The organism is Exiguobacterium sp. s95, assembly GCF_018618655.1.
GTDB lineage: Bacteria > Bacillota > Bacilli > Exiguobacteriales > Exiguobacteriaceae > Exiguobacterium_A > Exiguobacterium_A oxidotolerans.
Map to the genome: position 1 here is coordinate 23074 of NZ_JACSMM010000001.1, position 12935 is coordinate 36008.

The 12935-nt window shown below is 47.8% G+C and carries 11 protein-coding genes; 5 read left to right on the plus strand and 6 right to left on the minus strand.

The genetic code is table 11. The annotated features are described in order from the left end of the window. Positions 1 to 57: 57 nt before the first annotated feature. Complete coding sequence (locus KNP99_RS00110) at positions 58 to 534, minus strand: pyridoxamine 5'-phosphate oxidase family protein (RefSeq protein ID WP_088836736.1); 477 nt, start codon at positions 532 to 534, stop codon at positions 58 to 60. A gap of 165 nt (positions 535 to 699) precedes the next feature. Between KNP99_RS00110 and KNP99_RS00115 the strand changes: the two genes are divergently transcribed. Continuing rightward, positions 700 to 1710, plus strand: a complete 1011-nt coding sequence (locus KNP99_RS00115) for an LLM class flavin-dependent oxidoreductase (RefSeq protein ID WP_088836737.1) — start codon at positions 700 to 702, stop codon at positions 1708 to 1710. A 19-nt stretch (positions 1711 to 1729) separates the two neighbouring features. On the opposite strand, the gene KNP99_RS00120 is transcribed toward KNP99_RS00115, so the two are convergent. After that, a complete protein-coding gene (locus tag KNP99_RS00120; RefSeq protein ID WP_215192940.1) occupies positions 1730 to 3001 on the minus strand; it encodes an MFS transporter in 1272 nt (423 codons plus the stop codon). Positions 3002 to 3122: 121 nt separating this feature from the next. Here KNP99_RS00120 and KNP99_RS00125 point away from each other — a divergent pair, with 121 nt between their 5' ends. Further along, on the plus strand, positions 3123 to 4310 hold the full coding sequence (locus tag KNP99_RS00125) for a helix-turn-helix domain-containing protein (RefSeq protein ID WP_215192941.1): 1188 nt from the start codon (positions 3123 to 3125) through the stop codon (positions 4308 to 4310). A gap of 319 nt (positions 4311 to 4629) precedes the next feature. Here the strand turns inward: KNP99_RS00125 and KNP99_RS00130 are convergent, their stop codons facing one another. Beyond that, positions 4630 to 6066, minus strand: a complete 1437-nt coding sequence (locus KNP99_RS00130) for a C40 family peptidase (protein ID WP_215192942.1) — start codon at positions 6064 to 6066, stop codon at positions 4630 to 4632. A 202-nt stretch (positions 6067 to 6268) separates the two neighbouring features. Here KNP99_RS00130 and KNP99_RS00135 point away from each other — a divergent pair, with 202 nt between their 5' ends. Both KNP99_RS00135 and KNP99_RS00140 read left to right on the plus strand, forming a co-directional pair. Next, entirely contained in the window at positions 6269 to 7981 is a 1713-nt protein-coding gene (locus tag KNP99_RS00135; protein WP_215192943.1) for an ABC transporter ATP-binding protein, read from the plus strand. A 152-nt stretch (positions 7982 to 8133) separates the two neighbouring features. Next, entirely contained in the window at positions 8134 to 8994 is an 861-nt protein-coding gene (locus KNP99_RS00140; protein WP_214767366.1) for a DUF4003 family protein, read from the plus strand. A 38-nt stretch (positions 8995 to 9032) separates the two neighbouring features. On the opposite strand, the gene KNP99_RS00145 is transcribed toward KNP99_RS00140, so the two are convergent. Beyond that, the gene (locus tag KNP99_RS00145) at positions 9033 to 10280 is read right to left on the minus strand and encodes a lysine N(6)-hydroxylase/L-ornithine N(5)-oxygenase family protein (RefSeq protein WP_215192944.1); all 1248 of its coding nucleotides are present in this window, start codon (positions 10278 to 10280) and stop codon (positions 9033 to 9035) included. Positions 10281 to 10357: 77 nt separating this feature from the next. Beyond that, entirely contained in the window at positions 10358 to 11488 is a 1131-nt protein-coding gene (locus tag KNP99_RS00150) for a S1C family serine protease (RefSeq protein ID WP_029333256.1), read from the minus strand. Between the two features lie 195 nt (positions 11489 to 11683). Between KNP99_RS00150 and KNP99_RS00155 the strand changes: the two genes are divergently transcribed. After that, complete coding sequence (locus KNP99_RS00155) at positions 11684 to 12040, plus strand: DoxX family protein (RefSeq protein WP_088836745.1); 357 nt, start codon at positions 11684 to 11686, stop codon at positions 12038 to 12040. A gap of 43 nt (positions 12041 to 12083) precedes the next feature. On the opposite strand, the gene KNP99_RS00160 is transcribed toward KNP99_RS00155, so the two are convergent. Further along, positions 12084 to 12848 (minus strand): SGNH/GDSL hydrolase family protein, encoded by a 765-nt coding sequence (locus tag KNP99_RS00160; RefSeq protein WP_088836746.1) that lies wholly within the window; start codon positions 12846 to 12848, stop codon positions 12084 to 12086. Between the last annotated feature and the right edge of the window lie 87 nt (positions 12849 to 12935).

The following is a 12935-nucleotide window of genomic DNA, read 5'->3' on the forward strand; positions in this document are numbered from 1 at the left end:
AGGAGAGACTAGAAAAAAACCGCTCCGCACAAGGCGGAACGGCTGGATATCAAGCTATTACGTCAAATCAACGGTTTTGTTGATTTCGTTCGAGTCGTCATTTCCTGTGACTTTCTTCAGGACTTGTTTGACAGACTTAGTCGTGTTTCCCGTTTCCCAGTACTCGGCAGCTTCCGTATCAATCTTGATTAAGACGACTTTCGGATCTTCGTAGCTTGTCCCGAGATACGCTTCGTAACGGGGGCTCCATAGTTCTTTTTTGCGGGCGACATCTTCGACGATTTCTGCTTTCCCGCGAATCGAGACGTATGATTTGTCGACATAGGCGACGTTGACGCTCGGATTTTTTAAGATTTCATTGTATTTCCCGGTTTCTTTAGAAGTGAGGAACCAGAGATCGCCATCGAACTCGATATCCTGTGTTTGCATCGGACGCGAGACAAGACCTTCATCTGACACTGTCGTCAGCATCGCCGTTTCGATTTTATCGACTAATTTTTTGACCGTTTCGACTGCTTCTTGATTCGTTGACATGTACAACACCCCATCTGTTCATTTTTTTTGCTCACTTTAAGAATGTTCCCTGAATTTAAAATTGAAAACGTCATCAATGAATCAAGAAGCAGTTTTATTGCATTCCGTCGTTTCCGAGGCGTACAGTCTAAGTATGAATTTCACTTCAAAGGAGCGTTTTACACGATGAAATTAAGTATATTGGATCAATCTCCTGTCTCAAAAGGGCAAACCCCATCCGAAGCATTACAAGAAACAGTCGATCTTGCGAAAACAGCAGATGAACTTGGCTACACACGCCTGTGGGTTTCGGAACACCACTTCGCGAAGACACTGGCCGGGTCGAGTCCGGAAGTCTTGATTGCCTACATGGCAGCGGTGACGAAACAAATCCGTCTTGGTTCAGGCGGCGTCATGTTACCTCATTATAGTCCTTACAAAGTTGCGGAAAACTTCCGTGTCCTCGAAGGGCTTGCACCGAACCGGATTGACCTTGGGCTTGGCCGGGCACCGGGCGGCATGCCGCTAGCGACACGTGCCTTACAAGAAGGTTCGTCGCCACGCTTCGGCGGCGCGGACTATGGCGCACAGCTTGACGATCTCGTTGATTACCTAAAAGACGGCGCACCGGCCGATCACCGTTTCGCAGGACTCGTCGCAACACCGGAAGTCGACACGACACCGGAAGCGTGGTTGCTCGGATCAAGTGGCGGTAGTGCGTTAAATGCAGCACAACGCGGATTCGGTTTTGCATTCGCCCACTTCATCAACGGACAGGGCGGACAAGACGTGATGGATTATTACCGTCATAACTTCATGGCGACATCATTCAACGCGACACCGCAGACACTCGTCTCGATTTTTGTGACGTGTGCCGAAACGACGGAAGAAGCAGAACGGTTGGCATCCAGTCTTGATCTGTCATTGCTCTTACTCGAAAAAGGGGTTTCATCAACAGGCACACCGACACCGGAAGAAGCAGCGGCATACCAGTATTCGTTCCAGGATCAATTCCGGATTGCCGAAAACCGGAAACGGATGATCGTCGGAAATCCGGAAGACGTCGCCCGTCAATTGCAAGACCTCGCCGATTCATATGGAACGGACGAAGTCATGATTGCTTCGATGATTGCCGATAAAGAAGCGAAACAACAATCACTCCGTCTCATTATGGACGCGGTCAAAGCAACGGTTTAAATCAATCCGGACGTTCATCTCAGCTTGCTGAGGTGGACGTTTTTTCAGTTTCGGGAATCTGATCTTTTGCAAGACGTTCTGCCCGGACGTCATGCCGTAAGTGGAAAAATCCGATTCCGACCGTCACGAGTAAGCCGGATGAACTGATTGCGAGGATCAGATTGAGCGAGACGTAATCACTTAACAGGCCGAATAACAGCATCCCGATTGGTGTAATGCCCATTGCGAGTGATTCGAGGACACCGATGACACGCCCTAAGTAAGCCGGATCGGTTTGCCGTTGGACGAGCAGTTGAATCGGAATGTTTGACCGGAGAATAATGAACCCTACCGTGAAGGAGAAGATGAGAAAATAAGCAAATGTCCAGTTCGGCGGAACGATACCGAGTAACGGTAATAAAGGGGAAAGGAATAGAAACCCGACCAAAGCAACCGACTGGAACAACGTCATCAATGGACGCTTAATCGTAAAGCGGGGGAGCGCAAGCAACAGCGAACTAAGCAAAAGACCCACACCTAAAGCGGCTTCAATCGTTCCGAACTGAAATGATGTAACGTTGAGACGATCGAGCAAAATGATGGGATAGATGACTTCTAAGGCGATGAAAAAGAAATTCAACACAAGTGCCATCAAGATGAGTGTCGTCAGGACCCGTTGTTTGAATAAATAACGGTAGCCGGATTGAAAGTCTGCCCACATCGAAGGCGGGCTTTCTTCATGAACAGCGGGGATGACGCGGAACGTCAGGCGCATGTTCCACAGCGCAGCGAGAGAAAACAAGCTGAGCGGTAAGAGGGTGAAAAGGTGGATTGGTGCAAAGGCTAACAGGAAACCGGCCAGCATCGGAGCAACAATCGACGAAAGGGAACTGATACTTGAAATCAGGGAATTACCACGCTGTAATTCCGTATCGTCAAGCAAGCGGGGCAGGGAACTCATCAAGGTAACGGAGAGGAATGTCGAAAGAGCCGTTAAAAGGGCACTGACGATCATGTAATGAATCGTATGGACCGGGAAAAAGGTAGCGAAACCTGCAAATATGGCGAGTATGACGGCACTCATCGCCTCGGTCGTGACGATGATTTTTTTTCGGTTCCAGCGGTCGGACAGCACTCCGGCAATGGGCGACAACAGAATCCGTGGCAGTGTCCCGGCGAGTAAGACGAGCGCGAATTGCAGCCCGGATGACGTTTCCCGTAATACGGTCAAACCCGCGACGAACGTAAAGAGACTCGCTGCGAACAACGAACAAAACTTACCGAACAGGAGCCGTTGTAAATTTTTCGACATCATGATTCCTCCTTTTTGTTCAATTAAATTGAACTTTCCTTTATACTAGAGGAACAGGAGATATTTGTAAATATAAAAGTTAAATTTAATTTAACTTAATCAGTAGAATGAGGTGCCGGCCATGCTTGGACAACGAATTAAAAGTTTACGGAAAGCGAAAAAAATGACGCAGTCGGATGTCGCAGACGGCATCATGACGAAATCGATGCTCAGTATGATTGAGAACGATAAGGCGACGCCGTCCTTACCGGCGTTACAAGCAATTGCGCGTCGTCTGCATGTCTCGATCGATGAGTTGTTGATTGATCCCCGGGCGATCGAAATGAAGCAGCTGATTGAAAAAATCAATGCACGAACAAACGACTATTATGCGGAAGAACAGATCGCCGACATGCTTGCACCCTATTTAGAACCGGCGATTGATTCTTACTGGCAAGGTCGAATCTATGAGATGTATGGAAACGCATTACGTTTTTCGAACACGGAACAGGGCTTACATTATTTCGATTTAGCGGAGGAAATTTACAAGCGGCTTGAATTACGGGATGAACAGATGAATGTACAAATCTCGAAAGTCTATTTCTTATTTTTCCTGCGCCGTTATGAAGAGGCGTACCGAAAGGTGGATGCGATGATGATTCATCAGGACGTCCCACTTGCACCTGAAACGTTTCTTGACTGCCAAATGTTACAGGCTCTCCGCGTCAGTGTGAACGAAGACAACTGGAGCCAGTCGATTGACTTTTTACGGGAAGGCATCCGTTATATGCGGGAAAAAGGCGTCTACAGTGACGTCAGTAACTATCACCGGTTGCTGGCGTTATTCTTAAGTCTAGACGGAGACTTTGAGGCAGCCGACCACGAACTGGAATTACTGGAACATTTCTTTTTGTTCACGGAAGCAACAGCATTCGAGCGGATTCTTGTCGAGTTGACGAAAGGGTCGATTGCGGTCCACCGAGAGGATTATGAAGGCGTCCGGTATGCGCGGGAACGACTTGTTGAAGTCAATATTGAAGCGTGCATTCATTACATCGGATACTTCGAAGTCAATCTGTGTTTGTGGAAGGACTCAAAAGAGACACTCCCGTTTGACCTCCAGAGCGGTGTCGCTAACATTTGGCGCGGTGCACATTTATGGCAAGTTGGCGGTGAATACGATCACGCGATGATGCTATATGCACTCGCATTAGCGATGCGCGCCGGGGTAGGGGTGGACCGTCGGGCAGAAGTGGAAGAAATGACGAAACAACTGTCACCGGGACGATTCAAACAAGAAATCGAGCAAATCTTAGCGGAATTATCGTAAAAAACAGGGCTGATGCAAAAGTCGCTCCAGACGATTTTTGAGTCCGCGCTTTCCATGGGCGGAAGACCCGGCAGGAAGCGAGGATTGCGCTCCTTTTTCCCATAGGAGTCGAGGATGAACACTCGGCACATCTAAGATGCCTATCGAAAAGAAAAAAAGGAGGCGCTTGCTTCACGCGACGCCTGCAGAAAAAAACGCAAAACTTACGCTGTCAGAGACAAAGAGACCCGACCTCCTGTTCACTAAGGGCAGGAAATCGGATCTTATGTCTCGACTGAAAAAAGGGGGAAAGTGCACTTTTTTAGTCAATCCTGTTGCATCAGAGGGCTTTAAAGCCCAGTAATTTTTGAGTCCAGTACTTTTCCGACAGGCGACTGATGCCGAGTGACGGTGTATTGGCATGGATGAATTGGTCATTGTTCAACATGATTCCGATGTGGGTCGGACCTGCGGCATACGTATTCTCGAAGAAGATGATATCTCCCCGGACCGGCTGACGTAATTTCGACAGCTTCTGACCGAGGTACAGGTCGTTGTTCCAGTAGCCATTGACGTTCGTCCGCCCGACTTTGTAACCGGCCGTATTCAACGTGTAGTTGATAAAACCCGAGCAATCGAATCCGCCGTTGATCGGGCTACTCGACCCCCAGACGTACGGTGTCCCGAGATACTGTTGACCGATTGAAATCGCCCGTTCCATGACACCGGAAGCAGGGACAGTCGAGACAGGAGGCGGTGTTACGGGCGGAGTCGTCGCAACAGTCCCGGTCGTAATGTAGCTTTTCGCGACATAATAGTAACCTGTCCCGATTTTGATTTGGTACCATCCGGCAGCGGAACCCGTCGTTTCACCCATCACCTGAACGCTCGAACCGTGGGCAACTTGGGTGAAGACTTGTGAGGAGGTTGTTGGTGCCGTCCGGACATTCAAACCTGACGGCGCATTGACGGTATACGTTTTGGCTTGGTCGACCGGATTGATCGAGACGCCATTCGTTGCAGGCGGTGTTTCTTTTGCTGATGCAGCAACATAACTCGCGGCGACGTAGAGGACTTTTCCGTCGAGCTTAATTTGATACCAGGCGTCAATCGTACCCGTGACCGTCAAGAGCGTTTTATTCGGAATCGTTTTGTAGATTTGTGCCGACGCCGATGCTGCTAAGCGGGCATTCAGTCCGCCACTTGCGTTGACTGTATATTGTTTGGTCGTATCGACGGCTTTAACGGCTGTTGCGACAGGTGTCGTCACTGGTGGTTTCGATGTCGTTTTGACGGTTGATTTTTTCGCAGTGATGAGACTGTCATGGACGTATGCCGTCTTTTTCTTGTAGACGATTTGGTACCAAGAACCGGTTTTCTTTTTGACGGACACGGCTGCATTTTTAGTAAGTTGTCCGACTTTTTTGGAAGCCGTACTCGCTTTCTCACGAACATTGACACCAGCTGTATTCGTTATGTAAGTCGTTGTTGTCGTCGTTTTAGCTGTCGTCGTTTTTGCAGCAGTAGCTGCTTTCACATAACTCGAAGTGATGAATGCTTTTTTCGATTGATAACGAATTTCGTACCAAGAACCTGACTTCTTAACAGCGGTTACCGTTGTACCCTTTTTTAAGGTCGTAATGATGGGTGCGGAAGTAGTGGCAGCAGTTCGGATGTTGACATTTTCGGTTAACGTTAACTTTGTGGAGGCGGCTTCGGCCGCGGTCGCTGAACTGACCAATGCGAGCGTCGTCAAAGCGAGAAGTGTCTTTTTCAAGTTGCGTAACTCCCTTCCAAAATGGTTCGAATAGAATCGTTGTTACCATTTTGTCATATGAGATGTTAATTCCCCTGTTTTTAAAATATATTTTTTATGAAAAAACTTACTTTGATTTTCAAAAATAATGATCTGTGTTTTGAGGCGCGATTAATCTAGAGTCTTCTTGTACACTAGAATTAGCTAGGAGGGGAGTTTACAAATGTTAAAACGATTTTATCAATACTACATACCGCATAAACGCTTGTTTTGGCTCGATTTTTCGTCAGCCTTATTCGTCGGTATACTCGAGCTCGCGTTTCCGCTTGCCGTCCAGTGGTTCATCGATTCTTTGTTGCCAGAAGGCGAGCTGAACTGGATCATCTTAGTCAGTGTCGGTCTACTGTTGCTTTATGTCATCAGTACGATGATGCAGTTCGTCATCAATTACTTCGGACATAAGCTCGGTATCAACATCGAGACCGACATGCGGCGCCAATTATTCGGACACGTTCAAAAACAGTCGTTCCGCTTTTTTGATAACACGAAAACAGGGCACATCATGAGCCGGATCACAAATGACTTGTTCGATATCGGGGAACTGGCTCACCACGGACCGGAAGATGCCTTCATTGCCGTGATGACGTTACTCGGTGCCTTCTCAATCATGCTGACGATTAATGCGCCGCTTGCACTCGTTACCGTCATTGCTGTTCCGTTCCTGATTTGGTTGATTAGTTTCGCCAACGTCCGGATGAATCGTTCGTGGGACAAGATGTACGGCAATATCGCCGAAGTCAACTCCCGTGTCGAAGATAGCGTCTCAGGCATTCGTGTCGTCCAGTCGTTTACGAACGAAGCCCATGAAGTTGCACGGTTCGAGCAAGACAATGCAACGTTCCGTCAATCGAAGATCAATGCCTATAAAGTTATGAGTACAAGTCTGTCCGGTATTTACTTGACGACGCGGCTGATGACGCTCGCCGTTCTTGTGTACGGTGCCTATTTAAGTTACAACGGCCGCCTTAGTTACGGCGAACTTGTCGGGTTCATTCTCTACATGAACATTTTGCTGAAACCGATTGACAAAATCACGGCACTTCTCGAACTTTATCCGAAAGGGATGGCAGGTTTTAAGCGATTCGCTGAAATGATTGATCAGGATGATGAGCTGAAGGATGCGCCAGACGCAATCACGGTCGATCGTCTGCATGGTGCAATCGAGTTCGATGATGTTAGTTTCGGCTACGAAGCCGATCGATTGATTTTAAAAAATATCAACCTGTCCGTTGAACCCGGTCAGACAATTGCCTTCGTCGGAACGTCGGGTGCCGGGAAAACGACGATTTGTTCCTTAATCCCTCGCTTTTACGATGTTTTAGAAGGTGCGATTACGATTGACGGCATCGATGTCCGGCAGATGACAAAAGCTTCGCTCCGCCAACAAATCGGTATCGTTCAACAAGATGTCTTTCTCTTTTCGGGGACGGTTGCCGAAAACATTGCCTATGGCGATTTGACAGCGACGCGGGCAGACATCATCGTAGCTGCCGAGCGCGCCCATCTCGGACAGATGATCGCTGATTTACCGGAGGGGTATGATACGCAGATTGGGGAGCGGGGCTTGAAATTATCCGGGGGACAAAAGCAACGGCTGGCGATTGCCCGGATGTTCTTGAAGAATCCGCCGCTATTGATTCTAGATGAAGCGACATCTGCTCTTGATACGGAGACGGAAGCGATCATTCAAGAATCGCTCGCGGAACTCTCGAAAAACCGGACGACTTTAATCATTGCCCATCGTCTCGGAACGATTCGAAATGCGGACCGGATTCTTGTCGTCACGAAAGAGGGCATCATTGAAGACGGTACACATGACGAATTGATTAAAAATTGTGGTTATTTCTCCCGGTTACTTGAAAAACAACGGGTCTGACATGCCTTTAAAAACCGGGTACCGGCTGTCTTTTCATTTGAAAGACGAGGTGAACCCGGTTTTTTCTTTTGAGGAACTTCGACGCGCATAGTCAGATTCGGGAATGATTTGTCAGGAAAAGGGGAAAACAGAACCGAAGGGAGGGCGCTTTGATGTACGGATTATTTTGTGAAAACTACAATAAGACCTATGCCATTCTCCGCGAGGAAACGTCCCACGACTTCCGCCGTTTTTTTGCCTTATCGTATACGATTCAAGACGTCGTGTTCGACCGGGCGGCCTACGATCGCTTAGCGCATGCCATTAAACGGAAGACAACACGCTTTTCAGCACTTCAAAGTCGTTATACGCCACTGCTGATTTCGCAACTTCAACTTTATAGCGACCGACCGGAACAGTTAGTCGAGCAAGTGATTGAAGCTGAAAAGCATATTAAACGGCGCTTCATCAAAGACAAAGCCGTCCGCCCGTTTTTTGCCCTTGGAGAGCTCTTGAATCGACAGCGCGGTACGGACGCTTTGCCGGTCGTCGAACACTTTCGAGCAGAACGCCCGGGGTTGAATGTGACGAAACAATACGTCGTCACGGCAGCATTGATGGACCAAAAACAATTGCTCGCATCCTTCGTCGAGGATGTCAAGACGAGTGAAGAATGGCTCAGTAAATGGATGGGACCGTCAAGCGAACGATTGATTGCCGCTCAAATCCTTGCTACGTCAAACAATCAAGCAGAACAAAAACAACGGATTGAAAATTGGGTGGACATGCTTGAAAAACGGGAAGTTCGCATGTTTGAACGCCTATTCCCGCTACTCGCCCTGTTACGTTCGACTGATCGTGTCGACTTGATATACGTGACACGGGTCGTCGACCGGGAACGGTCGCGGAATCGGTTTTCCGAAGAAGTCAACTGGTTGCTTGCGTTTCATCTATTACTCGCTAAAGCGGGGCATAGCCGGTTGCAGTCAACCTTACTTGTACTCGAAACGCTTGAATTGACGAAAAAACGCTAAAAAGTAGCTCGCCATATATTTGGCGAGCTACTTTTTTGTCAGTCGAACGTCGTAAACGTTGCATGCTGTTCGACAGGATACAACTCTTTCCCGGCGACATCATTTAAAATCAATTGATTTCGTGAGACCGACATACCTAGATTGTCGGCGGCAGGACCGTGCGAAAGCTCTAAGTTCGTCGTCGCGTACAACTGATGATTTGTTGCGATGGAACGAACGACCCGGTAATTCGCATCGACTTTCCAAGCCTGTTCACCTTCGAACTCGATGTTCAATCGGTCAATGAAGCGCGGTAATGCCGGGACGAAACCGGTTGCTGCGACAACGGCATCCGTGTTTGATGTCCGGACTTGGTTGAGTTCCGTATGCCGCATTTTGATTGCAAATGACGTATCGTGCGTAATTTGTTCGACCTCAAGATTTGCGCGAATCTGGACGCGGTCTTTTTGATCCGTCGTCAAATCATAGAGGTGTTCGTAAATGGCCTGTAAGGTTTCCGGACTGATCCCGTTTTGCGACCGCGTGAATTTCGAAACGGCCTCTTGCCGGGTTTCAAGTGGTAATTGATTAAAATACGTGACATAACTCGGTGAAAAGATTTCTTCGCCGAGTTTTCCGGTCTCAAGTGTTTCAAAAATCGTCGAACGTGAAATCCACTCGAGTTCGAGATCCGGCGAGCGATCGCTCGTCAATAGATCAAGGAAAATTTCTGCTGCACTTTGACCCGATCCGACGATGGAAATTTTATTTTTCGACAGGAGCTGTTCTTTTTCCATGACATATTGCGTGTTGTGAATGACGTTTGAATCAAACGTATCGGGAATTGAAGGTTTAGCCCCTGTTCCGATGACGACGTTACGTGTTTCATATGTCTTCCGTTCACCCGTCTTGACGTCTTCGACAAGCACCTCATAACTATCACCCGTGTCCTGAACATCAATGACGCGGGTCGAAAAACATAAGTCATCGAGTTGGGTCGCGACCCATTTCAAATACGAATTGTATTCTTGGCGCGAAATCAATAATTTTTCATAAAAATAAAACGTATGCAAACGATTGATGGAACGCAAATAGTTTAAATAAGTAAAAGAAGACGTCGGATCAGCAAGTGTGACTAAGTCAGAGATGAAACTCGTTTGCATCATCGAGTCTTTAATCATCATCCCGGGATGCCACGAAAATTGTTCGCTTTCATCAAAAAAAAGTGTCCGTAATGGTGTCGGATGAGCGAGTGCGCTCAACCCTAAATTCATCGGTCCAATCCCGATGCCGATCAAATCATACATAAAGAGAGCCCCCCAAAGATATTGTTCTAAAACAATACCCGATATGGGAGGCAATTGAAACGTCTTGATGTGGAAGATTATAACTGATCGGTTGTCGTCGTCGTTGTTTTAACAGTTGATGTTTTACCATCGCGGATGATCGTCAACGTGATGTCACCGTCCGATTTAATCAGTGCCGTTTTGATGTCGACAAAACTCTCAATCGCCGATCCGTTAATTTTCGTGATGACGTCACCTGTTTTCAGCTTCGCGGAGGCAGCCGGACTGTTCGGTTCAACTGACATGATGACGACACCGGTTTTTTGGGATTCAGGCAACTTGACTTGATCAAGCAAATAACCGGCCGGGAAGGCGGAAACGTCCTGCAAGGCGACACCAAGCGTCGGATGCTTGACTTCACCGGTCGTTTCAAGCTGTTTTAAGATGGGCAGCGCATCGTCGATCGGAATGCTGAAACCAACGCCTTCGACGCCCGTTTCAGCAATCTTCATCGAGTTGATTCCGACGAGCTGACCTTGTTCGTTGATTAAGGCACCACCAGAGTTACCGGGGTTGATGGCTGCATCGGTCTGAATGACGGTCGTATTGAAGTCATCTTGCCCATCGCTGTTCGTGTCGACAGGGACCGTCCGGTCATTTGAACTGACGATTCCACGTGTGACGGAGTTTTGGAATTCACCGAGCGGGTTTCCGATGGCGAGCACGGTTTGACCGGCTTTTAAGTCAGCCGATTTTCCGACCGTGATGACAGCGGGAACGTCTTTTGCGTCGACCTCGAGGACGGCAAGATCGTATGTTGCGTCGCTACCGAGTAACTTTGCACTCAAAGTGTTACCGTCGTTTAATGTCACTTCGAGTTTCGAGGCACCGTCGACGACGTGGTGGTTCGTAATGATGTAGGCCTTTCCGTCTGCTTTTTTATAGATGACACCGGAACCAGAGCCGCTCGCCGCTTCTTCTTGCGTCATGCTGTTACCGGTTTGGTAGTTCGTGACGGTCACGACCGATTTTTGGGCGGATGCGACGGCGTTCGTCACAGGGTCATTTGACGTCGTTGAAACTTGTTTCGGCATCCCGTTTGAAAGAGGTGTGTCCGCGACTTGTTGTTCTTGATCCATCAAAAGTGGAAAGGCGATCGTTGCCGTCAAAACGGCACCGATGATGCCTCCTGTCAGTCCGGGTAAAAGTTGTTTTGTTTTTCCTGCCATATCGACCATTCCTTCCGTATCAATTTCTATTTTTACTGTATCAGATATCCAAACTGAAAATGAAATTGCGGACGTTTTTCCAAAATGACTCATCATTCCCCACAATTGATCGACAGTTTCTTATAGTTGAGCGAAAAGGGTTCGTCCGTTACACTGAGTTTGGTTCTTACTTATATCAACGGGGAGATGGAAGTCATGAAGTATGTTTTACGTTTGTTGTACGGTGGAGGATTATTATTTGCTGGGGTCGGTCATTTTCGAAACGAAAGAGGATTTGTCAGCATCATGCCGTCCTTTATTCCGTTTAAGCGGTTTTTCGTTCAAGTGACGGGTATCATCGAAGTTTTGTACGGCTTCATGTTGTTGACAGGTAAAGGTGTCGATATCGTTCGCAAGACACTACCTGGCTTTTTATATGCCGTCTTACCGGCGAACGTCAACATGGCAGTTAATCCACAACCCATCAACGGTAAAAAATTGCCGGCCTGGGCGTTATGGACACGTTTGCCGCTGCAATGGGTCTTAATCGCCTTAGCCAAACGTCTGAAATGAAATGAAGCCGCCGAGTCGATGTGATTCGGCGGCTTTCTTTGGATTAAAAACGTTTATTTACAGCGAGCAGGGAAGCTTTCGCAATTTGTTCGTACGTTGAATCATTCGGGTGGAACTGATCACTTGAGAGATCGCGTTTGACGTCACGGACTAGGTTGAACGTATCGATGACTTCAATATCATATTCGAGTCCGAGTTGACGCGACTCGGCATTCCAATTTTGGACGATTGCGTCAAATGCCTCCCCATTTTCACTGGCACGGAAAGGATTATACAGTCCGACGTAGAAGATGACGGCATCCGGATTTTCATCTCGGAGGATTTTAAAGGTCTTCTCCAAGTTGGTTTGAGCTGATTTAATCGTATCAGCAGTCTTTTTTGCATCAAAGTTTGCGACACCTTCACCACGGTTGAACAAATCATTCCCGCCAATCGTCACCGAAATGACTTTTGCCTGGCTAAGGGAGCGAAGGACTTCTTTTTGTTCAAGTTGCTTCAGTAGATCTTCCGTCCGGGCTCCGCTGACGGCTAGATTTTGGAAACGTTCGACGGTGTTGTCTTTTGTAAGTTCTTGACCGACGATTGCTGCATAACTGTTTCCGTTCGAAGCACCGACGCCGCGTGTCAACGAGTCACCTAAAGCGACGTAAGTCCCGCCTTTTGCAACGGGTTCTTCTTTCGTTGGTGTCAAGACCGCCCGTTTTGGTGGATTAACGACGTCGTTATAGGCGCTTGCAAATCCGTACCCGAAAAGTGCGGTCAAGATGAGCGAAACGCTTAAAAATAAAGGCCAAGCATATCGTTTCATGAATCGTTCCTCCTTTTACTGTTACGATGATTGTAGCAAAACTTTAGAAAATGTGCGGTTTTGAAGTGCTTAGACGAGTCAAATCAT

Excerpts from the sequence above, each read along its gene's own strand:
- KNP99_RS00110 (WP_088836736.1), bottom strand. The coding sequence starts at position 534 with ATGTCAACGAATCAAGAAGCAGTCGAAACGGTCAAAAAATTAGTCGAT.
- KNP99_RS00115 (WP_088836737.1), top strand. The coding sequence starts at position 700 with ATGAAATTAAGTATATTGGATCAATCTCCTGTCTCAAAAGGGCAAACC.
- KNP99_RS00120 (WP_215192940.1), bottom strand. The coding sequence starts at position 3,001 with ATGTCGAAAAATTTACAACGGCTCCTGTTCGGTAAGTTTTGTTCGTTG.
- KNP99_RS00125 (WP_215192941.1), top strand. The coding sequence starts at position 3,123 with ATGCTTGGACAACGAATTAAAAGTTTACGGAAAGCGAAAAAAATGACG.
- KNP99_RS00135 (WP_215192943.1), top strand. The coding sequence starts at position 6,269 with ATGTTAAAACGATTTTATCAATACTACATACCGCATAAACGCTTGTTT.
- KNP99_RS00140 (WP_214767366.1), top strand. The coding sequence starts at position 8,134 with ATGTACGGATTATTTTGTGAAAACTACAATAAGACCTATGCCATTCTC.
- KNP99_RS00145 (WP_215192944.1), bottom strand. The coding sequence starts at position 10,280 with ATGTATGATTTGATCGGCATCGGGATTGGACCGATGAATTTAGGGTTG.
- KNP99_RS00150 (WP_029333256.1), bottom strand. The coding sequence starts at position 11,488 with ATGGCAGGAAAAACAAAACAACTTTTACCCGGACTGACAGGAGGCATC.
- KNP99_RS00155 (WP_088836745.1), top strand. The coding sequence starts at position 11,684 with ATGAAGTATGTTTTACGTTTGTTGTACGGTGGAGGATTATTATTTGCT.
- KNP99_RS00160 (WP_088836746.1), bottom strand. The coding sequence starts at position 12,848 with ATGAAACGATATGCTTGGCCTTTATTTTTAAGCGTTTCGCTCATCTTG.